A 20,688-nucleotide genomic window follows, 5' to 3' on the forward strand; every position below is an offset into this window, starting at 1 on the left:
CCCTACGATGGGCTCATCGCACTTTTCATTATCGAGTGAGGTCAAACCGTGTCCATCACGCCCGCCAGCACGCCCAACTCCGACGCCCCCGCGACCGGCACCGCCCGCGTCAAGCGCGGTATGGCCGAGCAGCTCAAGGGTGGCGTGATCATGGACGTCGTCACCCCCGAGCAGGCCAAGGTCGCCGAGGACGCCGGTGCCGTCGCGGTCATGGCACTCGAGCGGGTGCCGGCCGACATCCGTAAGGACGGCGGCGTGGCCCGGATGTCCGACCCGGACATGATCGAGGGCATCATCGGCGCCGTCTCCATCCCGGTCATGGCCAAGTCGCGGATCGGCCACTTCGTCGAGGCGCAGGTGCTGCAGTCGCTCGGCGTCGACTACATCGACGAGTCCGAGGTCCTCACCCCGGCCGACGAGGTCAACCACAGCGACAAGTGGTCCTTCACCACCCCCTTCGTCTGCGGAGCCACCAACCTGGGCGAGGCGTTGCGCCGGATCGCCGAGGGTGCGGCCATGATCCGTTCCAAGGGCGAGGCCGGCACCGGCAACGTCGTCGAGGCGGTCCGCCACCTGCGCCAGATCAAGGGCGAGATCGCCCGCCTGCGCGGCCTGGACAACCACGAGCTCTACGCGGCCGCCAAGGAGATCCGGGCCCCGTACGAGCTGGTCGCCGAGATCGCGCAGACCGGCAAGCTGCCGGTCGTGCTGTTCTCCGCCGGCGGTGTCGCCACCCCGGCCGACGCCGCGCTGATGCGCCAGCTCGGCGCCGAGGGCGTCTTCGTGGGCTCCGGCATCTTCAAGTCGGGCGACCCGGCCAAGCGCGCCGCCGCGATCGTGAAGGCCACCACCTTCTACGACGACCCCAAGGTCATCGCGGACGCGTCCCGGGACCTCGGCGAGGCCATGGTCGGCATCAACTGCGACACCCTCCCCGAGTCCGAGCGCTACGCCAGCCGCGGCTGGTAACCGGCGCTCGCACGGCACCACATGGCACCACGCGCCCGGCGTCCCGGCCCGGCGCGTGGTGCTCCTGACGTTCGAGAGGTCTTCGCTTCCGTGACTACGTCGTCCACTGCTTCCCTGCCGACCACGTCCACGCCCGACGCGCCCGTGATCGGTGTGCTCGCCCTCCAGGGCGATGTCCGCGAGCACTTCGCCGCGCTCACCGCGGCCGGGGCCACGGCCCGGCAGGTCCGCCGCCCCGAGGAACTCGCCGAGGTCGCGGCCCTGGTGATCCCGGGGGGCGAGTCGACCACCATGTCCAAGCTGGCGGTCATCTTCGGGCTGCTGGAGCCGCTGCGCGAGCGGGTCCGGGCCGGAATGCCGGTGTACGGTACGTGCGCGGGCATGATCATGCTCGCGGACAAGATCCTCGACGGCCGGGACGACCAGGAGACCATCGGCGGCATCGACATGATCGTGCGCCGCAACGCCTTCGGCCGTCAGAACGAGTCCTTCGAGGCCCGGGTCGACATCGAGGGCATCGAGGGCGGCCCGGTCGAGGGGCTCTTCATCCGCGCGCCGTGGGTCGAGTCCGTGGGCGGCGGTGCCCAGGTGCTCGCGACGTTCGACGGGCACACCGTCGCCGTCCGGCAGGGCAATGTCCTGGCGACCTCGTTCCACCCCGAGCTGACGGGTGACCACCGGGTGCACAAGCTTTTCGTAGAAATGGTGCGGCGCGCGTAGCGCTCGGTTGAGGGTGGTGGCGGGAGACGGGAGGGCTGGTCCGCGCCGCGGGCTGAACCGATCCCGGTAGGATCTCAGGCGTTGGTACAGCATTGGGTAACGCGAAGGAGACAGGCGGATGTCCGGCCACTCTAAATGGGCTACGACGAAGCACAAGAAGGCCGTGATCGATGCCAAGCGCGGCAAGCTCTTCGCGAAGCTGATCAAGAACATCGAGGTCGCGGCCCGGATGGGCGGTTCCGACCCGGAGGGCAACCCGACGCTCTTCGACGCCATCCAGAAGGCGAAGAAGTCGTCGGTTCCGAACAAGAACATCGACAGCGCGGTCAAGCGCGGCGCAGGTCTCGAGGCCGGTGGCGCCGAGTACGAGACGATCATGTACGAGGGCTACGGCCCCAACGGCGTGGCCGTGCTCATCGAGTGCCTGACCGACAACCGCAACCGCGCGGCCTCCGATGTCCGCGTCGCGATGACGCGCAACGGCGGCTCGATGGCCGACCCGGGCTCCGTGTCGTATCTGTTCAACCGTAAGGGCGTCGTCATCGTCCCCAAGGGCGAGCTCGCCGAGGACGACGTGCTGGGCGCGGTCCTGGACGCGGGCGCCGAGGAGGTCAACGACCTCGGTGAGTCCTTCGAGGTGATCAGCGAGGCCACCGACCTGGTCGCGGTCCGCACCGCCCTGCAGGGGGAGGGCATCGACTACGACTCGGCCGAGGCCAACTTCGTGCCCACGATGCAGGTCGAGCTCGAGGAAGACGCCGCGCGCAAGATCTTCAAGCTGATCGACGCTCTCGAGGACAGCGACGATGTGCAGAACGTCTTCGCCAACTTCGACGTCTCCGACGAGGTCATGGCCAAGGTGGACGCCTGACGGCGGATCGGCACGGCGGTCAACGCCTTCGGCCAACGCCGACGGGCCGGCGGGGCATCACCCCGCCGGCCCGTCGGCGTTGTCCGCGCCGGTGTTGTCGGTGGCAGCCGCTAGCCTGCAGGAACAGGTGACCGAAGCAGCGGTGAGGGGAGGGGCGCGGTGCGGGTGCTGGGCGTGGACCCGGGGCTGACCCGGTGCGGCGTCGGCGTGGTCGAGGGGGTCGCGGGCCGCCCGCTGCGGATGCTCGGCGTCGGCGTCGTCCGGACCGGGGCGGATCTCGCGATCGGCGACCGGCTCGTCCTCATCGAGCGCGGCATAGAGGAGTGGCTGGACGCCCACCGGCCCGAATCCGTCGCCGTGGAGCGGGTGTTCAGCCAGCACAATGTGCGCACCGTCATGGGCACCGCCCAGGCCAGCGCCGTCGCGATGCTGTGCGCGGCCCGCCGCGGGCTCCCGGTCGCGCTGCACACCCCCAGCGAGGTCAAGGCGGCCGTGACCGGATCCGGGCGCGCCGACAAGGCGCAGGTCGGCTCGATGGTGACCCGGCTGCTGCGGCTGGACGCACCGCCCAAACCGGCCGACGCGGCGGACGCCCTGGCGCTCGCCATCTGCCATATCTGGCGGGCTCCCGTGACCAACCGCCTCCAACAGGCCGTCGCCGCTCACCGCACCACGAATAACGCCCGCACCACGAATAGCGCTCGCACCGCGAGTCCCGACCGCCCCACGAGCACCGCGCGCACCACGAAAGGCCGTATCTCATGATCGCGTTCGTCTCCGGTCCGGTGGCGGCCGTCGCCCCGGACACCGCCGTGATCGAGGTCGGCGGGATCGGGATGGCGCTCCAGTGCACCCCCGCCACCCTGGCCGGGCTGCGCGTCGGCCAGCAGGCCCGGCTGGCCACCTCCCTCGTCGTCCGTGAGGACTCGCTGACCCTCTACGGCTTCGCCGACGACGACGAGCGCCAGGTCTTCGAGCTGCTCCAGACCGCCAGCGGGGTCGGCCCCCGGCTGGCCCAGGCCATGCTGGCGGTGCACTCCCCGGACGTGCTGCGGCTCGCGGTGTCCACCGGGGACGAGAAGGCGCTCACCGCCGTCCCCGGCATCGGTAAGAAGGGGGCGCAGCGGCTGCTGCTGGAGCTGAAGGACCGGCTCGGCGAGCCACTCGGCTCCGCCGTCCCCAGCGCCCGCTCCGCGGCGGCCCCCGGCTGGAGCGACCAGTTGCACACCGCGCTGGTCGGCCTCGGCTACGCCACCCGGGAGGCCGACGAGGCGGTGGCCGCCGTCACCCCGCAGGCCGAGGAGGCGGTGGCCGCGGGCGGCAAGCCCCAGGTGGCTCTGCTGCTGCGGGCCGCTCTGCAGACCCTGAACCGCACACGGTGAGCCACCGCGGCCGCGGCAGGCCGCGACCGGCGGCACCATTCCAGACGACATCGCGAGGCGAAACGCAGTGAACTGGGACGAGACCCCATCGGCCACCGCCGACGACGCCCCGCCCGGCCCGGGCGGCAGGCTGGTGGGCGCCGACGCCGACGGCGACGACCAGGCGGTGGAGGCCGCGCTGCGCCCGAAGGACCTCGGCGAGTTCGTCGGGCAGGAGCGGGTGCGCGAGCAGCTTGACCTGGTGCTCAAGGCGGCCCGGCAGCGCGGCGGCACCGCCGACCACGTGCTGCTCTCCGGCGCGCCCGGACTGGGCAAGACCACCCTCTCCATGATCATCGCCGCCGAGATGGCCGCCCCGATCCGGATCACCTCCGGCCCCGCCATCCAGCACGCCGGCGATCTGGCCGCGATCCTCTCCTCCCTCGCCGAGGGCGAGGTGCTCTTCCTGGACGAGATCCACCGGATGTCCCGGCCCGCCGAGGAAATGCTCTATATGGCGATGGAGGACTTCCGCGTCGACGTCATCGTCGGCAAGGGGCCCGGGGCCACCGCCATCCCGCTGGAGCTGCCGCCGTTCACGCTGGTCGGCGCCACCACCCGGGCCGGGCTGCTGCCGCCCCCGCTGCGCGACCGCTTCGGCTTCACCGGCCATATGGAGTTCTACGCCCCGGCCGAGCTGGAGCGGGTCATCCACCGCTCCGCCGGGCTGCTCGATGTGACCATCGAGGCCGAGGGCGCCTCCGAGATCGCGGGCCGCTCCCGCGGCACCCCCCGGATCGCCAACCGCCTGCTGCGCCGGGTGCGGGACTACGCCCAGGTCAAGGCCGACGGCGTGATCACGCGCGAGATCGCCGCCAGTGCCCTCGCCGTGTACGACGTGGACGAGCGCGGCCTGGACCGGCTGGACCGGGCGGTGCTCAGCGCCCTGCTCAAGCTGTTCGGCGGCGGCCCGGTGGGGCTGTCGACCCTGGCGGTCGCCGTGGGGGAGGAGCGTGAGACGGTCGAGGAGGTCGCCGAGCCCTTCCTGGTCCGGGAGGGGCTGCTGGCCCGTACGCCCCGGGGGCGGATCGGCACCCCGGCGGCCTGGGCCCATCTGGGGCTGACCCCGCCGCCGCAGACCGCCGGCGGCGGCCAGGCGGGGCTCTTCAAGGCGTGACGGGCCCTGCCCGGGGCATAAGCGCGCGCTTACCCTGCATCATGGCGTAGAGGACCAATAATGGCGGGGTCAGGAACCCCGGTACCGCGCCGGGCGTTGTTCCATTGGCGTGGGCTCGCTTAGACTCCGCCGATGCCGTCCGTATGCCGTCCGCTCACCGTGCGGTATACCCACCCCCGTAGACCAGGCCGCTCCCCCGCGGTCGTGTGAAGGAATTTCCGTCCCGTGAATATCGTGACTCTCCTGCCGTTCATCGTGCTCATCGGGGCCATGTTCCTGATGACGCGTTCGGCCAAGAACAAGCAGCGCAAGGCCCAGCAGATGCGCAGTGACATGCACCCGGGCACCGGCGTGCGGACCATTGGCGGCATGTACGCGACGGTCAAGGAGGTCCACGACGACACGGTCCTCCTCGAGGTGGCCCCCGGCGTGCACGCGATCTACGCGAAGAACTCGGTGGGCGCCGTCCTGGATGACGCCGAGTACAACCGCATCGTGCACGGCATCGACCCCGACGAGGACGTCGACGCCGCCGACACCCCTGTCGTTCCCGACGACGCCTCCTCGCTGACCGAGGCCGCCGACGCCGGTGATGGCGACTCCTCCGCCGACAAGGCCGACGCGGCCGAAGAAGAGGCGGACGAGAAGGCCGGGAAGACGGATGTCAAGAAGATCGACCTCGGCAAGGACGACGCCGTCGCGGCGAGCACTTCCGAGGACGAGAAGCGGGACGGCGGCACCGACGCGAAGTAAGTCCGTCATCCGGGAAACCGCGGCGCGCCCCCGCTTGGTGCGCCGCGGTTCCCTGAACGGTCTAGGCTCCGGCGGGGGCTCGTCCCCACAAGACTTCGTGGCCGCTCCGCGCACACCCGATGCGGGGCGGTTGGACAGGGAGATACGAGAAGGTGGCAGCACCGAAGAAGGGCCGCAGGTCCTCCGGGTCACAGGGCAGGCCCGGGCGCGCCTTGGCCGTCATCCTGATCGCCATCGTGGCGCTGACCGGAGGCATGTTCGTCTCCGGTCATACCACGCCGCGACTGGGTATCGATCTCGCGGGCGGCACCAGCTTCACGCTGGAGGCCAAGAACCAACCGGGCAAGCCCAACGCGATCAACACGGACAATATGAACACCGCCGTGAGCATCATCGAGCGGCGGGTCAACGGTCTGGGTGTGTCCGAGGCCGAGGTCCAGACGCAGGGCGAGAAGCACATCATCGTGAACATCCCCAAGGGGACGAACGCGAAGCAGGCCCGGCAGCAGGTCGGCACCACCGCCCAGCTCTACTTCCGGCCGGTGGCCACGACCACCAGCGGCCAGAAGACCCCCGAGCCCAGCTCCACCCCCAGCCCGTCCGCCAGCGCCGGCGGCAAGGGTGACGACAAGGGCGGCAAGCCGTCCGGCACGCCGTCGGCCTCCTCGTCGGCTTCCACGTCCTCCTCGGCCAGCCCGAGCACCCAGGGGCGGGCCCTCTCCGAGGGGCTGAAGGCCGACAAGAAGCCCAGCGAGACCCCCTCGCCGTCGAACACCCCGAAGCCCGACCCGTCCAAGAACCCGCCCGGCTCCACCAGCCAGGAGGAGCTGGCCAAGCAGTTCGCGGCCCTGGACTGCACCAAGCCGGCCGCCCGCGCCGCGGTCGCCGACAAGGCGGCCAACGCCAAGCCGAGCGACCCCGTGCTGGCCTGCAGCGAGAAGGGCGACTCCAAGTTCGTCCTCGGCCCCTCCGAGGTCGAGGGCACCGACGTGGACGACGCCTCCGCGGTCTTCGAGAGCCAGAACGGAGCGGGCTGGATCGTCCAGCTCGACTTCAACGGCAAGGGCTCCAAGAAGTTCGCCAAGACCACCGGCGAGCTCACCACCAAGCAGTCCCCGCAGAACCGCTTCGCGATCGTCCTGGACGGCGAGGTCGTCTCCGACCCCGAGGTCACCCAGGGCGCCATCACCGGCGGCCGGGCCACCATCTCCGGCGGTTTCACCCAGCAGAGCTCCGAGGACCTGGCCAACGTGCTGTCCTACGGTGCGCTCCCGCTGTCCTTCGACATCGCGGACGAGACCACCGTCTCCGCCGCGCTCGGCGGTGAGCAGCTGGACGCCGGTCTGGTCGCCGGTGCCATCGGCCTCGCGCTCGTCGTGATCTACCTGGTCGTCTACTACCGCGGTCTCGCCCTCGTGGCCATGGCCAGCCTCGGCGTCTCCGCGATCCTGACGTACACGATCATGGTGCTGCTCGGCCCGGGCATCGGCTTCGCGCTGAACCTGCCGGCGGTCTGCGGTGCGATCGTGGCCATCGGTATCACCGCCGACTCGTTCATCGTCTACTTCGAGCGGATCCGCGACGAGATCCGGGAGGGCCGCTCGCTGCGCCCCGCCGTGGAGCGCGGCTGGCCGCGGGCCCGGCGCACCATCCTGGTGTCGGACTTCGTGTCGTTCCTGGCCGCCGCGGTGCTCTACGTCGTCACCGTCGGCAAGGTGCAGGGCTTCGCCTTCACCCTGGGGCTCACCACGCTGCTCGACGTCGCCGTGGTGTTCCTCTTCACCAAGCCGCTGATGACGATCCTCGCCCGCCGCCCGTTCTTCGGGAACGGCCATTCGTGGTCCGGACTGGACCCCAAGCGCCTCGGGGTCACGCCGCCACTGCGCCGTCGCCGTCCCGCCGCCCCCGGCCCCGCCGACACGAAGGAGGCGTGAGATGTCGCGACTCGGCACTCTCGGCGCCAGGCTCTACCGAGGCGAGGTCGGCTACGACTTCGTCGGCAAGCGGAAGCTCTGGTACGGCGTCTCGATACTGATCACCATCACGGCCATCGTGGGCCTGGCGGTGCGCGGTCTGAACATGGGCATCGAGTTCTCCGGCGGCGCGGTCTTCACCACCCCGAACACCAAGGTCTCGGCCTCCGACCTGCGCCAGACGGCGGAGGACGCGTCCGGCGGCCACACCGTCGTCGTCCAGGAGCTCGGCCGGGGCGGCCTGCGGATCCAGATCAGCGAGCTGGGCACCAAGGAAGCCCTGCCGGTCCAGGAGAACCTCGCCAAGGAGCTGGGCGTCAAGACCAGCAAGATCGACACTCAGCTTGTCGGTCCGAGCTGGGGCGAGCAGATCGCCGGCAAGGCCTGGCAGGGTCTGGCGATCTTCATGGTGCTGGTGGTGATCTATCTCGCCATCGCCTTCGAATGGCGGATGGCGCTGGCCGCCCTGATCGCCCTGATCCACGACCTCACCATCACCGTCGGTGTCTACGCACTGGTCGGCTTCGAGGTCACCCCGGGCACCGTGATCGGTCTGCTGACGATCCTCGGATATTCGCTCTACGACACCGTCGTGGTCTTCGACGGCCTCAAGGAAGCGTCGAGGGATCTCACCAAGCAGACCCGCTTCACCTACAGCGAAATCGCCAACCGCAGCCTCAACTCGACCTTGGTGCGGTCCATCAACACCACGATCGTGGCGCTGCTGCCGGTTGGCGCGCTGCTGTTCATCGGTGGCGGTCTGCTCGGCGCGGGCATGCTCAACGACATCTCCCTGGCGCTCTTCGTGGGCCTCGCCGCCGGTGCGTACTCCTCGATCTTCATCGCGACCCCGCTGGTCGCGGATCTGAAGGAGCGCGACCCGAAGATGAAGGCCCTGGCCAAGCGGGTCAAGGCCAAGCGTGCCGCGTCCGCCAAGGCCGAGGCCGCCGAGTCGTCGTCCGACGAGGAGGAGGCCCCCGGCCTGGAGGACGCCGCCGCGGCCCCCTCCGGGGTCGTCGGTCAGCGTCGCCAGCCCGCCGCCCGTAACCGGGGGCGCGGCCGGCCGTCGGGCAAGCGGCGATGAGCGGGGGAGCCCGACGATGACCGAGACGACGAAGACCGCGGCGGATAGTCCCGACGGCAGTTCCGACGGATCCGGTGCGGCCGCCGCCGACGAGCTGCGCACACTGCTGCTCAGCCGGATCCAGGACGTGCCGGACTACCCCAAGCCGGGCGTGATGTTCAAGGACATCACCCCGCTGCTCGCCGACGCCACCGCCTTCGGCGCGCTCACCGAAGCGCTCGCCGAGCTGTGCGTCCGGCACCGGGCGGACAAGGTGGTGGGCCTGGAGGCGCGTGGCTTCATCCTCGCCGCCCCGGCCGCCGTCCGCGCCGGAATCGGCTTCGTACCGGTCCGCAAGGCCGGCAAGCTCCCCGGGGCGACGCTCGGCCAGGCGTACGAGCTGGAGTACGGCACCGCCGAGATCGAGATACACGCCGACGCGCTGGAGCCCGGTGACCGGGTCCTGGTGATCGACGACGTACTGGCCACCGGCGGCACCGCCGAGGCGTCCCTGCAGCTCATCCGGCGGGCCGGCGCCCAGATCGCCGGGGTCGCCGTGCTGCTGGAGCTCGGCTTCCTCGACGGCCGTGGCCGTCTGCTGGCCGCGCTCGACAGCGCCCCGCTGGAGGCCCTGATCACGGTCTGAGCCGGATGACGGGCCCGTACGCCGGGCCGGGGCCCGTACGCCGGGCCGGGGCCCGCACAGCGGGCCGAGAAGACCGCCGGAGGGCGGGGACCGCGCACCGCCGGTCCCCGCCCTCCGTCATGCCGCCACATGCCTCCGTCATGCCCGGCTTGGCAGTCGGCAGGCAAGCGGAGTGGCGGGATCGATACCATGGCAGCCTGACCTCTCGAGGTCCGGACCGCTTGAGGAGTGCTCTTGCCAGACGAGGCCCAGCCGCTCTCGCCCAAAGTCCGTCCGGGCGGAACCCCCTCCGGACAGCCGGAGGCGCCCACCGCCGCCGAACCGACGGCGGCCTCCGGCGTGCCCAAGAACAGCGGCGACAGCCCGGTCCGGCGCGGCCCCGAGCAGACGAGCCCGAAGCCCGCCACGGGCCGCTCCAGCAACCTGCCCGCCACCACGCCCCCCGCGCGCCCCGTACAGAGCCCCGCGCCCCGCTCCGGCTCGTCCAACCGCGTCCGGGCCCGCCTGGCGCGCCTGGGCGTCCAGCGCTCCAGCCCGTACAACCCGGTGCTGGAGCCGCTGCTGCGGATCGTGCGCGCCAACGACCCCAAGGCGGAAGCCTCGACGCTGCGCCAGATCGAGCGCGCGTACCAGGTGGCCGAGCGCTGGCACCGCGGACAGAAGCGCAAGAGCGGCGATCCGTACATCACCCACCCCCTCGCGGTGACCACGATCCTGGCCGAGCTGGGTATGGATCCGGCCACTTTGATGGCCGGGCTGCTGCATGACACCGTCGAGGACACCGAATACGGCCTGGACACCCTGCGCCGGGACTTCGGCGACCAGGTCGCCCTGCTCGTCGACGGCGTCACCAAGCTGGACAAGGTCAAGTTCGGCGAGGCGGCCCAGGCCGAGACCGTGCGCAAGATGGTCGTCGCCATGGCCCGGGACCCCCGGGTGCTGGTCATCAAGCTGGCCGACCGGCTGCACAACATGCGCACCATGCGCTACCTCAAGCGGGAGAAGCAGGAGAAGAAGGCCCGCGAGACCCTCGAGATCTACGCCCCGCTCGCCCACCGCCTGGGCATGAACACCATCAAATGGGAGCTGGAGGACCTCGCCTTCGCGATCCTCTACCCCAAGATGTACGACGAGATCGTGCGGCTGGTCGCCGAGCGGGCCCCCAAGCGCGACGAGTACCTGGCCGTCGTCACCGACCAGGTCCAGGGCGATCTGCGGGCGGCACGGATCAAGGCGACCGTCACCGGCCGGCCGAAGCACTACTACTCCGTCTACCAGAAGATGATCGTGCGCGGCCGCGACTTCGCCGAGATCTACGACCTGGTGGGCATCCGGGTGCTCGTCGACACCGTCCGCGACTGCTACGCGGCGCTCGGGACCATCCACGCGCGGTGGAACCCGGTGCCCGGGCGGTTCAAGGACTACATCGCGATGCCCAAGTTCAACATGTACCAGTCGCTGCACACGACGGTCATCGGGCCCAGCGGCAAACCGGTCGAGCTGCAGATCCGCACCTTCGACATGCACCGTCGCGCCGAGTACGGCATCGCCGCGCACTGGAAGTACAAGCAGGAGGCGGTGGCCGGCGCCTCCAAGGTGCGCACCGATGTGCCCCGTAAGGCGGGCAAGGACGACGCCATCAACGACATGGCGTGGCTGCGGCAGCTCCTGGACTGGCAGAAGGAGACCGAGGACCCGGGCGAGTTCCTGGAGTCCCTGCGCTTCGACCTGTCCCGCAACGAGGTCTTCGTCTTCACGCCCAAGGGCGATGTCATAGCGCTTCCGGCCGGGGCCACCCCGGTCGACTTCGCATACGCCGTACACACCGAGGTCGGCCACCGCACCATCGGGGCGCGGGTCAACGGTCGGCTGGTGCCGCTGGAGTCGACCCTCGACAACGGCGACCTGGTGGAGGTCTTCACCTCCAAGGCGGCGGGCGCCGGGCCGTCCCGCGACTGGCTGGGCTTCGTCAAGTCGCCCCGCGCCCGTAACAAGATCCGCGCCTGGTTCTCCAAGGAGCGCCGCGACGAGGCCATCGAGCAGGGCAAGGACGCGATCGTCCGGGCGATGCGCAAGCAGAACCTGCCCATCCAGCGGATCCTGACCGGGGACTCCCTGGTCACCCTCGCCCATGAGATGCGCTACCCGGACATCTCCGCGCTCTACGCGGCTATCGGCGAGGGCCATGTCTCCGCGCAGAACGTGGTGCAAAAGCTCGTCCAGGCGCTCGGCGGCGAGGATGCCGCCAACGAGGACATCGCCGAGACCGCCCCGCCCATCCGCCGCTCCAAGCGCCGCTCCAGCGCCGATCCGGGCGTCGTGGTCAAGGGTGTCGAGGATGTGTGGGTCAAGCTGGCCCGCTGCTGTACGCCGGTCCCCGGCGACCCCATCATCGGCTTCGTCACCCGCGGCAGCGGTGTCTCGGTGCACCGCGCCGACTGTGTCAACGTGGACTCGCTCTCCCAGCAGCCCGAGCGCATCCTCGACGTCGAATGGGCGCCCACCCAGTCGTCGGTCTTCCTGGTCGCCATCCAGGTCGAGGCGCTGGACCGGTCCCGGCTGCTGTCGGACGTCACCCGCGTGCTGTCCGACCAGCACGTCAACATCCTCTCGGCGGCCGTGCAGACCTCCCGCGACCGGGTGGCCACCTCGCGCTTCACCTTCGAGATGGGTGACCCCAAGCACCTGGGCCACGTCCTGAAGGCCGTACGGGGCGTCGAGGGCGTCTACGACGTCTACCGGGTCACCTCGGCCCGCGCCCGCTGAGAACCCGCGCCCGCTGAGAACCCGCGCCCGCTGAGAAAACGCGCCCGCTGAGCACACGACGGCGGCGGCCCCCGGCGCCTTCGCACCGGGGGCCGCCGCCGTATCGACCGGATCAGCGGATCGGCATCAGCCGCCGAACTCCTGCAGGCCCTTCAGCGCCTGGTCCAGCAGCGCCTGCCGGCCCTCGAGCTCCTTGGAGAGCTTGTCGGCCTTCGCGTTGTTCCCCGCCGCGCGGGCCGCGTCGATCTGCCTGCGCAGCTTGTCGACGGCGTCCTGCAACTGGCCCGTGAGCCCCTGGGCGCGCGCCCGCGCCTCGGGGTTGGTCCGCCGCCAGTCCGCCTCCTCGGCCTCCTGGATGGCGCGCTCCACCGCGTGGATCCGGCCCTCGATCCGGGCCCGGGCGTCCCTCGGCACATGGCCGACGGCCTCCCACCGTTCGTTGACCGACCTGAAGGCCGCGCGGGCCGCCTTCAGGTCCGAGATCGGCAGCAGCTTCTCGGCCTCGACGACGAGCTCCTCCTTACGGGTGAGATTCTCCCGCTGCTCGGCGTCGCGCTCCGCGAAGACCTCACTGCGCCCCTGGAAGAAGATGTCCTGCGCACCGCGGAAGCGGTTCCACAGGTCCTCCTCGGCCTCGCGCTGCGCACGGCCCGCGGCCTTCCAGTCCGCCATCAGCTCCCGGTACCGGGCCGCGGTCGGGCCCCAGTCGGTGGAGCCGGAGAGCGCCTCGGCCTCGGCGACCAGCTTCTCCTTGGTCTGACGGGCCTCCTCGCGCTGTGCGTCCAGGGCCGCGAAATGCGCCTTGCGGCGCTTGGAGAACGCCGAGCGGGCGTGCGAGAAGCGGTGCCACAGCTCGTCGTCCGCCTTGCGGTCCAGGCGCGGCAGGCCCTTCCAGGTGTCCACCAGGGCGCGCAGCCGCTCCCCGGCCGCCCGCCACTGCTCGCTGGCGGCCAGCTGCTCGGCCTCGGCGACCAGGTCCTCCTTGGCCCTGCGGGCCTCGTCGGCCTGGACCGCCTTGGCCGCCTTGCGCTGCTCGCGGCGGGCGTCGACGTCCCCGGCGAGCTTGTCGAGCCGCTCCCTCAGCGCGTCCAGATCGCCGACCACGTGATGCTCGTCGAGCTGGTGCCGGATGTGGTCGATGGCCGCCGTCGCGTCCTTGGCCGACAGATCGGTGGTCTTGACCCGGCGCTCGAGGAGACCGATCTCGACGACCAGACCGTCGTACTTGCGCTCGAAGTAGGCGAGGGCCTCTTCCGGCGATCCCGCCTGCCACGATCCGACGACCTGCTCACCGTCGGCCGTACGCACGTATACGGTCCCCGCCTCGTCGACGCGGCCCCAAGGCTCGCTGCTCACAGCGCCTCCTCCACATGATGCCGGGGCGGGCGCGCGGCCCGCCGGCATCGTCCACAGTTTCTTCCGGCCGGGATGCGCCCTGGCCGGTCTCACGGCAGGGTGGCGGCCTCCGGGGCAGGCACCCTACACAACGCCAACATAGGCGACCGGTGCCCCGGCTGTCCGTATCCTGCGCGACCGAAATTTCGCAGTACGCGCGTCGGCGACCTCAGGACTTGCCGACCGTCGCCTTGTTGATCACGACGCTGGCGTTGGGGGCGGTGTTCATCGTCTGGTCCGGGGCTCCCGCCCCCGCGTCGGCGATCTTCTTCAGGACCTTCATCCCGGCCTTGTCCACGGTGCCGAAGGGCGTGTAGTAGGGCGGGAGCTCGCTCTCCTTGTAGACCAGGAAGAACTGGCTGCCGCCGGTGTTCTTGCCCTGCTTGGTCTGCGGGTTGTACTGGTTGGCCATGGCGACGGTCCCGGCCGGGTACTTGCCGCCCTTGACCGAGGGGTCCTTCAGGTTCTCGTCCGGGAGGGTGTAGCCGGGGCCGCCCGCGCCGGTGCCCTGCGGGTCACCGCACTGCAGCACGTAGATCCCCGAGTTCACCAGCCGGTGGCACTTGGTGTGGTCGAAGTAGCCCTCGCCCGCCAGGAAGCCGAAGGAGTTGACCGTGTGCGGCGCCTTGCCGGCGTCCATGGCCACGGAGATGTCCCCGCAGGTCGTCTCCAGCTTCATCGTGTAGGAGGCCGACTTGTCGACCGTGAGCGCCGGCTCCTTCTTCCACGACAGCTTCTTCGGCTTCTTGCCCGCGACCGCCTTCGCCTCCTTGGCACAGGGGTCCGGCGCCTTGCTGGTGGGGGCGGCCGAGGGGGTGCCGGACGCGGCGGCGTCGTCCTTCGTCTTGTCCTTGTCGCTTCCGGACAGCGCGCCCGTGGCCGCGATGGCACCGCCACCGGCCAGGACCACGGCCAGTACGGCGGCGATCACGACATTGCGCTGGCGCGTCTTGTGCCGGGCGGATTCGCGCCGCTGCTGCTGGCGAAGGTACTTCTCCCGGGCGAGTTGCCGCCGCCGCTGCTCGTTAGTGACCACCGGGTCGTCTCCTCAAGGCGTGTGCCGTCAGTGTCCTGCTGTTGTGCGTGAGGGCTCGGCCGTACCGTATACGGGTTCGCTGTGGTGGGGGCGCCGCCGGTAGGCTCTGAAGCCGCCGACAATCTTCCACCGGACGACTTTTAAGGACGATCGTGCTCATTGCCGGGTTCCCCGCCGGGGCCTGGGGGACCAATTGCTATCTGGTCGCCCCCGCCGCCGGTGAGGAGTGCGTGATCATCGACCCGGGCCATCAGGCGGCCCAAGGCGTCGCGGAGGCGGTCGCCAAGCACCGGCTCAAGCCCGTCGCCGTCGTCCTCACCCACGGCCATATCGACCATGTCGCCTCGGTCGTCCCGGTGTGCGGCGCGCATGACGTACCGGCCTGGATCCATCCGTCCGACCGCTACATGATGAGCGACCCCGAGAAGGCCTTCGGGCGCTCCATCGGCATGCCGCTGATGGGCGAACTCACCGTGGGCGAGCCGGACGACGTCAAGGAGCTGGCCGACGGCGCCGAGCTGAAGCTGGCCGGTCTCGACCTCACCGTCGCGCACGCCCCGGGCCATACCAAGGGGTCGGTGACCTTCCGGATGCCCGAGCAGGCGGACGTCCCGTCCGTCTTCTTCGCGGGCGATCTGCTCTTCGCCGGCTCCATCGGACGCACCGATCTGCCCGGCGGCGATCACGCCGAGATACTCGAGTCGCTGGCCCGTGTGGTCCTGCCGCTCGACGACTCGACCGTGGTGCTGTCCGGCCATGGCCCCCAGACCAGCATCGGCCGTGAGCGCGCCACCAACCCGTATCTGCGCGAGGTGGCCGCCGGCCTGGGAGACGGCGCGCAGCGCCCGGCTCCGCGACGAGGAATGTGACGAGAGACTTCCGTTGAGCACCTTCAAAGCCCCCCGGGGCACGTATGACCTGATCCCGCCGGCCTCCGCGGCGTACCTGGCGGTGCGCGAGGCGATCGCCGCACCGCTCAAGCGCTCCGGCTACGGCTATATCGAGACCCCCGGTTTCGAGAACGTGGAGCTCTTCGCGCGCGGCGTCGGCGAGTCCACCGACATCGTGACCAAGGAGATGTACACCCTCACCACCAAGGGCGGCGACGAGCTCGCGCTGCGCCCCGAGGGCACCGCCTCGGTGCTGCGCGCCGCCCTGGAGGCCAATCTGCACAAGGCCGGATCGCTGCCGGTCAAGCTCTGGTACTCGGGTTCGTACTACCGCTACGAGCGGCCGCAGAAGGGCCGCTACCGCCACTTCTCGCAGGTCGGCGCGGAGGCGATCGGCGCCGAGGACCCGGCCCTGGACGCCGAGCTGATCATCCTGGCCCACGACGCGTACCGCTCGCTGGGGCTGCGCGACTTCCGCATCCTGCTGAACTCGCTGGGCGACGCCACCTGCCGCCCCGTCTACCGGGCCGCCCTCCAGGACTTCCTGCGCGGCCTCGACCTGGACGAGGACACCCGGGCGCGCGTCGAGATCAACCCGCTGCGGGTGCTGGACGACAAGCGCGAGGCGGTGCGCGAGCAGCTCACCGGCGCCCCACTGCTGCGCGACTACCTGTGCGAGGAGTGCAAGGCGTACCACGCGGAGGTCCGCGAGCTGATCACCGCGCGCGGCGTGGCCTTCGAGGACGACGCGAAGCTGGTGCGCGGCCTGGACTACTACACCCGCACCACCTTCGAGTTCGTCCACGACGGGCTGGGCTCGCAGTCCGCGGTCGGCGGCGGCGGCCGTTACGACGGGCTGTCCGAGATGATCGGCGGCCCGGCGCTGCCCTCGGTGGGCTGGGCGCTCGGCGTCGACCGTACGGTGCTGGCGCTGGAGGCCGAGGGCATCGAGCTGAACCTCCCCGATGCCGTCAGCGTCTTCGCGGTGCCGCTGGGGGAGGAGGCCAGGAAGGTCCTCTTCGGCGTGGTCGGCGAGCTCCGCACGGCGGGTGTCGCCACGGACTTCGCCTACGGCGGCAAGGGCCTCAAGGCCGCGATGAAGGCGGCCAACCGCAGCGGTGCGCGCTACGCGATCGTGGCGGGCGAGCGCGACCTCGCCGAGGACGTGGTCCAGCTCAAGGACATGGAGTCCGGCGAGCAGGCGCCGGTGCCCCTGGCCGAGGTGGTCGAGGCGATCCAGTCGCGCCTCGCCTGAGCGACGCTCGAAGAGGGGCCCGGGGATTTCTCCGGGCCCCTCTTCGCTTTCGCTGCCCCTACAGCAGGCCCAGCCGCATCGCGCTGGTGACCGCCGCGGTGCGGTCGTCCACGCCCAACTTGCCGAAGGCCCGCAGCAAATGGGTCTTCACCGTGGATTCGCCGATGAACAGACGTCGTCCGATCTCCGCATTGGTGCACCCCTGGGCGACCAGCCGCAGCACGGCCGTCTCCCGCTCGGAGAGGCGGGGCCGCTCGGGCCGGTCGCGCAGCTGGTCCATGAGCCGGGCGGCGACGGACGGGGCCAGGACCGTCTCGCCGCGAGCCGCGGAGCGTACGGCCTCGGCCAGTTCGGCGCGGGCCATGTCCTTGAGCAGATAGCCCGCCGCGCCCGCCTCCACCGCGCGCAGGATGTCCCCGTCCGTCTCGTACGTGGTGAGCACGATCACCCGGGACGGCAGCCCGGCGGCGGTCATCCGGGCGATCGACTCCACCCCGCCCCCGTCCGGCATCCGCAGGTCCATCAGCACCACATCGGGCCGCAGCGAGACGCACAGCGCCTCCGCCCGCGGCCCGCTGTCCGCCTCGCCGACCACGGTCAGATCGGGTTCGGCGCCGAGCATGCCGCGCAGCCCCTCCCGCACCACCGGGTGGTCGTCCGCGATCAGGATCCGGATCACCGTGCGCTCCTCTTTTTTCGTACCGTCGGCCGGGAGGGATGGAGGGACGGGGCGGTCGGCTGGACGGGCAGTTCGAGCGTGACCGTCGTTCCCTCGCCGGGGGCGGCGGTCACCTCCGCCGTGCCACCCACCTCGCCCGCCCGTGCCCGTAGCCCGGCCAGGCCGTAGCCCTCGCGCGGGGCGCGTGGGTCGAAGCCGCGGCCGGTGTCCCGGACCCGCAGCCGCAGCGCGTCCTCGCCGTAGCCGAGCGCGATGGTGACGGCGGTGCCCGGCCCCGCGTGCCGACGGGCGTTGGACAGCGCCTCCTGGCAGCCGCGCAGCGCCACCACCTCCACGGCGGCGGGCAGCGGCCGGACCGCCCCCGAGACCTCGACGCGGGCGGCGGAGCCGGTCTGCTCCCCGTGGCGCGCGGCCAGCCGCCGCAGCGCGTCGGGGAGCGAACTGCCGTCCAGGTCGGCCGGGCCCGCCCCGGCGACCAGGGCGCGGGCCTCCGCGAGGTTCTCCCGTGCCGTACGGGCCATGAGGCCCAAGTGGCGGCGGGCCAGCGGCATATCGTGGTCCAGCTCCGACTCCACGGCCTGAACGAGCATCACCAGACTGGTGAAGCCCTGGGCGAGGGTGTCGTGGATCTCCCGGGTCAGCCGCTCCCGCTCCGCGAGGGCGCCGTGCGCGGCCGACAGCCGGGCCACCTCCTCGCGGCTGGCGTCCAACTCGGCGATCAGCCGGGCCCGCTCGGCGCTCTGCTGGAGCACCATGATGATCCAGCTGCCGATGATCAACGAGAAGGCCCATGAGACGGCCGCGAAGAGGGAGTTGAAGAACAGATCCCCGGAATCGGGCCGCTCCACGAACGCCCAGACCACCACCGGGACGACATTGATCACGGTGACGGCGATCAGCGCCCCACGCATCCGGAGCAGCATGAAGCACTGGGGCGCCAGCGCGAAGATGGCGATCCGGGTCTCCCCGACCAGCGCCGAGGGCACCACGAACAGCAGGAACAGCCCCACCAGATAGACCAGCGCGCGGGGCTGGTCCTCGCCTTCCGCCAGCAGCACCGGCCGGCCCACCAGCACATACCACGGCGCGGTCGCGGCGAAGAAGGACGCCGCGACCACGCGCAGTCCTGTCCCGGGGTCCGATCCGCCCAGCACGAACAGGAACGTGGCGGCGAACACGATCGCGAAATAGACGTCCCAGCGGCGGTACGTGCGGTAGTACACGTCCGGATCGCGCGGCCCGGCCGGTTCGCTCAGCCGTCCCGGTGGCTCTTCCAACGGAAGGTCAGCAGACACAGCACCAATCCTCCGACGCACCACGCGCCCAGCACCAGGGCGATCCGCCCGTACTCCCAGGAGCCCGCCTGCTCCAGCACGGCCGCCGACTCCGGCAGGAACACTCCTCGGAACCCCTGGCACATCCACTTCAGCGGGAAGAGGGCACCCACGTTCAGCATCCAGTCCGGCAGCGTGTCGATCGAGATGAAGACGCCGGAGATGAACTGCAGCACCAGGAACGGCAGGACCACCACCGAAGTGGCGCTCCTGCCGGAGCGCGGCACACTGCTGATCGCGATGCCCAGCAGCGCACAGCCGGTCAGCCCGAGGGCGAAGACCCAGGCGAAGGTGAACCACGTGGCCGCCCCCGTGGGCAGATCGAGGTCGAAGAGCGCGGCGCCGACGGCCAGCAGCAGCACCGTCTCGGCGATCCCGGACACCAGGACCAGCCACAGCTTGCCGAGGAAGTACGCGGCCGGGGGCATCGGCGTACCGCGCAGCCGCCGCAGCACCTTCTCGTCCCGTTCGAGCGCGATGGAGACGCCCAGCGACTGGAAGCTGGTCGACATCACCCCCGACGCGATCATCGCCGCGGCGTACAGCTGAGAGGCGGTCACGCCCGCGCCCCGCACATCGTTCCGGAAGATCGAGGCGAACAGGGCCAGGAAGACGACGGGGAAGGCGAAGGTGAAGACCACCTGTTCGCGCTGGCGGAAGAACTGCCTGAGCTCGAGGGCGCCCCGGTGCAGCCCGAGGGTCCAGGCGCCGGGCAGCCGCGCGGGGGTGGCCGCGCCGGTGTGCCGGGCACCGGAGGAGGTGGTGCTCGTGGTGGTCATCGCGTGCCCTCCCCGGGCTGCTCGTCGAGTTGGCCGGTGAGCCGCAGATAGACGTCCTCCAGGGTCGGCCGGGAGATCCGCAGCCCCGGAATCTCCCCGTCGAAGCGGCGCATCAGCCCCGCGACGGTACGGGTCGGGGTCTCCGTCTCCTCCTGGCGCGCCCCGTCGCCGGGCTCGATCCAGTGGACCGTCGCCCGGCTTCCGTGCCGCTCGCGCAGTTCGGCGGGTGCGCCCTCGGCGACGACCTTGCCCGCGGCGATGACCGCGAGCCGGTCGGACAGCGCCTCCGCCTCGTCGAGATAGTGCGTGGTGAGCACGATCGTGGTGCCCTCGTCCGCCAGCCGCCGGATCAGCTCCCAGAACCGCCGCCGTGCCGCCGGGTCGAAGCCCGTCGTCGGTTCGTCCAGCAGCAACAGCTCCGGATCGCCGATCACCCCGAGCGCCACGTCCAGCCGGCGCCGCTGGCCGCCCGACAGCGCCTTGATCCGGCTGCCCGTCTTGGCCTCCAGGCCGACCAGGCCGATGACCTCGTCGGGGTCGCGCGGGCGCGGGTAGTAGCGGGCGAAATGCCGCACGGTCTCCCGCACCGTCAACTCGGCCGGGGCGGATTCATCCTGCCAAACGATGCCGATCCGGGAACGCCATTCCCGTCCCCCGGAGGCGGGGTCCCGGCCCAGCACCGTGACCTCTCCCGCGTCCCGGCTCCGATGGCCCTGGAGGATCTCCACCATGGTGCTCTTGCCCGCCCCGTTGGGCCCCAGGACGCCGAACACCTCACCCTGCCGGATGCCCAGGTCAACGCCGTCCAGTGCGGTCACCGCGCCATAGCGCTTGCGCAGTCCGCGGACCTGTATCGCTTCGTCTGCCATATCCATGAGCGTGAGGGTGTCGCGCTCGTCCCGGGGACGACCGGGAAGCCCGTCTTATGTCCTCCGAACGGGTGACAGGACACCATGGCATGGCCTGGATGAGCGGGCCGTACGGCGGGGGCGGGTGCGGCACAATGGCCGTGCCCGACGGG

At 71.0% G+C, this 20,688-nt stretch carries 19 protein-coding genes; 13 read left to right on the forward strand and 6 right to left on the reverse strand.

What is annotated here, in order from left to right:
- The first annotated feature begins 48 nt into the window (after nucleotides 1–48).
- The 11 genes from pdxS to STRVI_RS13640 all read left to right on the forward strand — a co-directional run bounded on the left by pdxS (nucleotide 49) and on the right by STRVI_RS13640 (nucleotide 12,299).
- Nucleotides 49–969, forward strand: coding sequence for a pyridoxal 5'-phosphate synthase lyase subunit PdxS (gene pdxS, locus STRVI_RS13590; RefSeq protein WP_014056223.1), 921 nt, complete (start codon nucleotides 49–51; stop codon nucleotides 967–969).
- Between the two features lie 90 nt (nucleotides 970–1,059).
- Complete coding sequence (gene pdxT / locus STRVI_RS13595; protein WP_014056224.1) at nucleotides 1,060–1,689, forward strand: pyridoxal 5'-phosphate synthase glutaminase subunit PdxT; 630 nt, start codon at nucleotides 1,060–1,062, stop codon at nucleotides 1,687–1,689.
- A 118-nt stretch (nucleotides 1,690–1,807) separates the two neighbouring features.
- Nucleotides 1,808–2,560 carry a YebC/PmpR family DNA-binding transcriptional regulator gene (locus STRVI_RS13600; RefSeq protein WP_014056225.1) on the forward strand — a complete coding sequence of 251 codons (753 nt, stop codon included), beginning with the start codon at nucleotides 1,808–1,810 and terminating at the stop codon, nucleotides 2,558–2,560.
- Nucleotides 2,561–2,719: 159 nt separating this feature from the next.
- Nucleotides 2,720–3,325 (forward strand): crossover junction endodeoxyribonuclease RuvC, encoded by a 606-nt coding sequence (ruvC, locus tag STRVI_RS13605; protein WP_014056226.1) that lies wholly within the window; start codon nucleotides 2,720–2,722, stop codon nucleotides 3,323–3,325.
- Complete coding sequence (ruvA, locus tag STRVI_RS13610; RefSeq protein ID WP_014056227.1) at nucleotides 3,322–3,942, forward strand: Holliday junction branch migration protein RuvA; 621 nt, start codon at nucleotides 3,322–3,324, stop codon at nucleotides 3,940–3,942. The genes ruvC and ruvA overlap by 4 nt, the downstream gene beginning before the upstream one ends.
- 67 nt (nucleotides 3,943–4,009) lie before the next feature.
- A complete protein-coding gene (gene ruvB, locus STRVI_RS13615; protein ID WP_014056228.1) occupies nucleotides 4,010–5,098 on the forward strand; it encodes a Holliday junction branch migration DNA helicase RuvB in 1,089 nt (362 codons plus the stop codon).
- 225 nt (nucleotides 5,099–5,323) lie between these two features.
- The gene (gene yajC, locus STRVI_RS13620; RefSeq protein ID WP_014056229.1) at nucleotides 5,324–5,851 is read left to right on the forward strand and encodes a preprotein translocase subunit YajC; all 528 of its coding nucleotides are present in this window, start codon (nucleotides 5,324–5,326) and stop codon (nucleotides 5,849–5,851) included.
- Nucleotides 5,852–6,003: 152 nt separating this feature from the next.
- On the forward strand, nucleotides 6,004–7,785 hold the full coding sequence (gene secD / locus STRVI_RS13625) for a protein translocase subunit SecD (RefSeq protein ID WP_014056230.1): 1,782 nt from the start codon (nucleotides 6,004–6,006) through the stop codon (nucleotides 7,783–7,785).
- A gap of 1 nt (nucleotide 7,786) precedes the next feature.
- The gene (gene secF, locus STRVI_RS13630; protein WP_014056231.1) at nucleotides 7,787–8,908 is read left to right on the forward strand and encodes a protein translocase subunit SecF; all 1,122 of its coding nucleotides are present in this window, start codon (nucleotides 7,787–7,789) and stop codon (nucleotides 8,906–8,908) included.
- Nucleotides 8,909–8,924: 16 nt separating this feature from the next.
- Nucleotides 8,925–9,533 (forward strand): adenine phosphoribosyltransferase, encoded by a 609-nt coding sequence (locus STRVI_RS13635; protein ID WP_014056232.1) that lies wholly within the window; start codon nucleotides 8,925–8,927, stop codon nucleotides 9,531–9,533.
- Nucleotides 9,534–9,767: 234 nt separating this feature from the next.
- On the forward strand, nucleotides 9,768–12,299 hold the full coding sequence (locus STRVI_RS13640; protein ID WP_014056233.1) for a RelA/SpoT family protein: 2,532 nt from the start codon (nucleotides 9,768–9,770) through the stop codon (nucleotides 12,297–12,299).
- Nucleotides 12,300–12,425: 126 nt separating this feature from the next.
- On the opposite strand, the gene STRVI_RS13645 is transcribed toward STRVI_RS13640, so the two are convergent.
- Nucleotides 12,426–13,655, reverse strand: a complete 1,230-nt coding sequence (locus tag STRVI_RS13645) for a DUF349 domain-containing protein (RefSeq protein WP_014056234.1) — start codon at nucleotides 13,653–13,655, stop codon at nucleotides 12,426–12,428.
- 208 nt (nucleotides 13,656–13,863) lie between these two features.
- On the reverse strand, nucleotides 13,864–14,730 hold the full coding sequence (locus STRVI_RS13650; RefSeq protein WP_014056235.1) for a peptidylprolyl isomerase: 867 nt from the start codon (nucleotides 14,728–14,730) through the stop codon (nucleotides 13,864–13,866).
- 152 nt (nucleotides 14,731–14,882) lie between these two features.
- Here STRVI_RS13650 and STRVI_RS13655 point away from each other — a divergent pair, with 152 nt between their 5' ends.
- On the forward strand, nucleotides 14,883–15,599 hold the full coding sequence (locus STRVI_RS13655) for an MBL fold metallo-hydrolase (protein ID WP_014056236.1): 717 nt from the start codon (nucleotides 14,883–14,885) through the stop codon (nucleotides 15,597–15,599).
- A gap of 13 nt (nucleotides 15,600–15,612) precedes the next feature.
- The gene (hisS, locus tag STRVI_RS13660; protein ID WP_014056237.1) at nucleotides 15,613–16,875 is read left to right on the forward strand and encodes a histidine--tRNA ligase; all 1,263 of its coding nucleotides are present in this window, start codon (nucleotides 15,613–15,615) and stop codon (nucleotides 16,873–16,875) included.
- Between the two features lie 58 nt (nucleotides 16,876–16,933).
- On the opposite strand, the gene STRVI_RS13665 is transcribed toward hisS, so the two are convergent.
- The 4 genes from STRVI_RS13665 to STRVI_RS13680 are packed head-to-tail and all read right to left on the reverse strand — an operon-like array spanning nucleotide 16,934 to nucleotide 20,542.
- Nucleotides 16,934–17,554 (reverse strand): response regulator, encoded by a 621-nt coding sequence (locus STRVI_RS13665; RefSeq protein ID WP_014056238.1) that lies wholly within the window; start codon nucleotides 17,552–17,554, stop codon nucleotides 16,934–16,936.
- Nucleotides 17,551–18,849 (reverse strand): sensor histidine kinase, encoded by a 1,299-nt coding sequence (locus STRVI_RS13670; RefSeq protein WP_014056239.1) that lies wholly within the window; start codon nucleotides 18,847–18,849, stop codon nucleotides 17,551–17,553. Before STRVI_RS13670 ends, STRVI_RS13665 begins: the two co-directional genes overlap by 4 nt.
- The gene (locus STRVI_RS13675; protein ID WP_014056240.1) at nucleotides 18,807–19,667 is read right to left on the reverse strand and encodes an ABC transporter permease; all 861 of its coding nucleotides are present in this window, start codon (nucleotides 19,665–19,667) and stop codon (nucleotides 18,807–18,809) included. Before STRVI_RS13675 ends, STRVI_RS13670 begins: the two co-directional genes overlap by 43 nt.
- A complete protein-coding gene (locus tag STRVI_RS13680) occupies nucleotides 19,664–20,542 on the reverse strand; it encodes an ABC transporter ATP-binding protein (RefSeq protein ID WP_014056241.1) in 879 nt (292 codons plus the stop codon). Before STRVI_RS13680 ends, STRVI_RS13675 begins: the two co-directional genes overlap by 4 nt.
- Nucleotides 20,543–20,688 lie beyond the last annotated feature (146 nt).

This window comes from Streptomyces violaceusniger Tu 4113 (assembly GCF_000147815.2).
Taxonomy (GTDB): Bacteria; Actinomycetota; Actinomycetes; order Streptomycetales; family Streptomycetaceae; genus Streptomyces; species Streptomyces violaceusniger_A.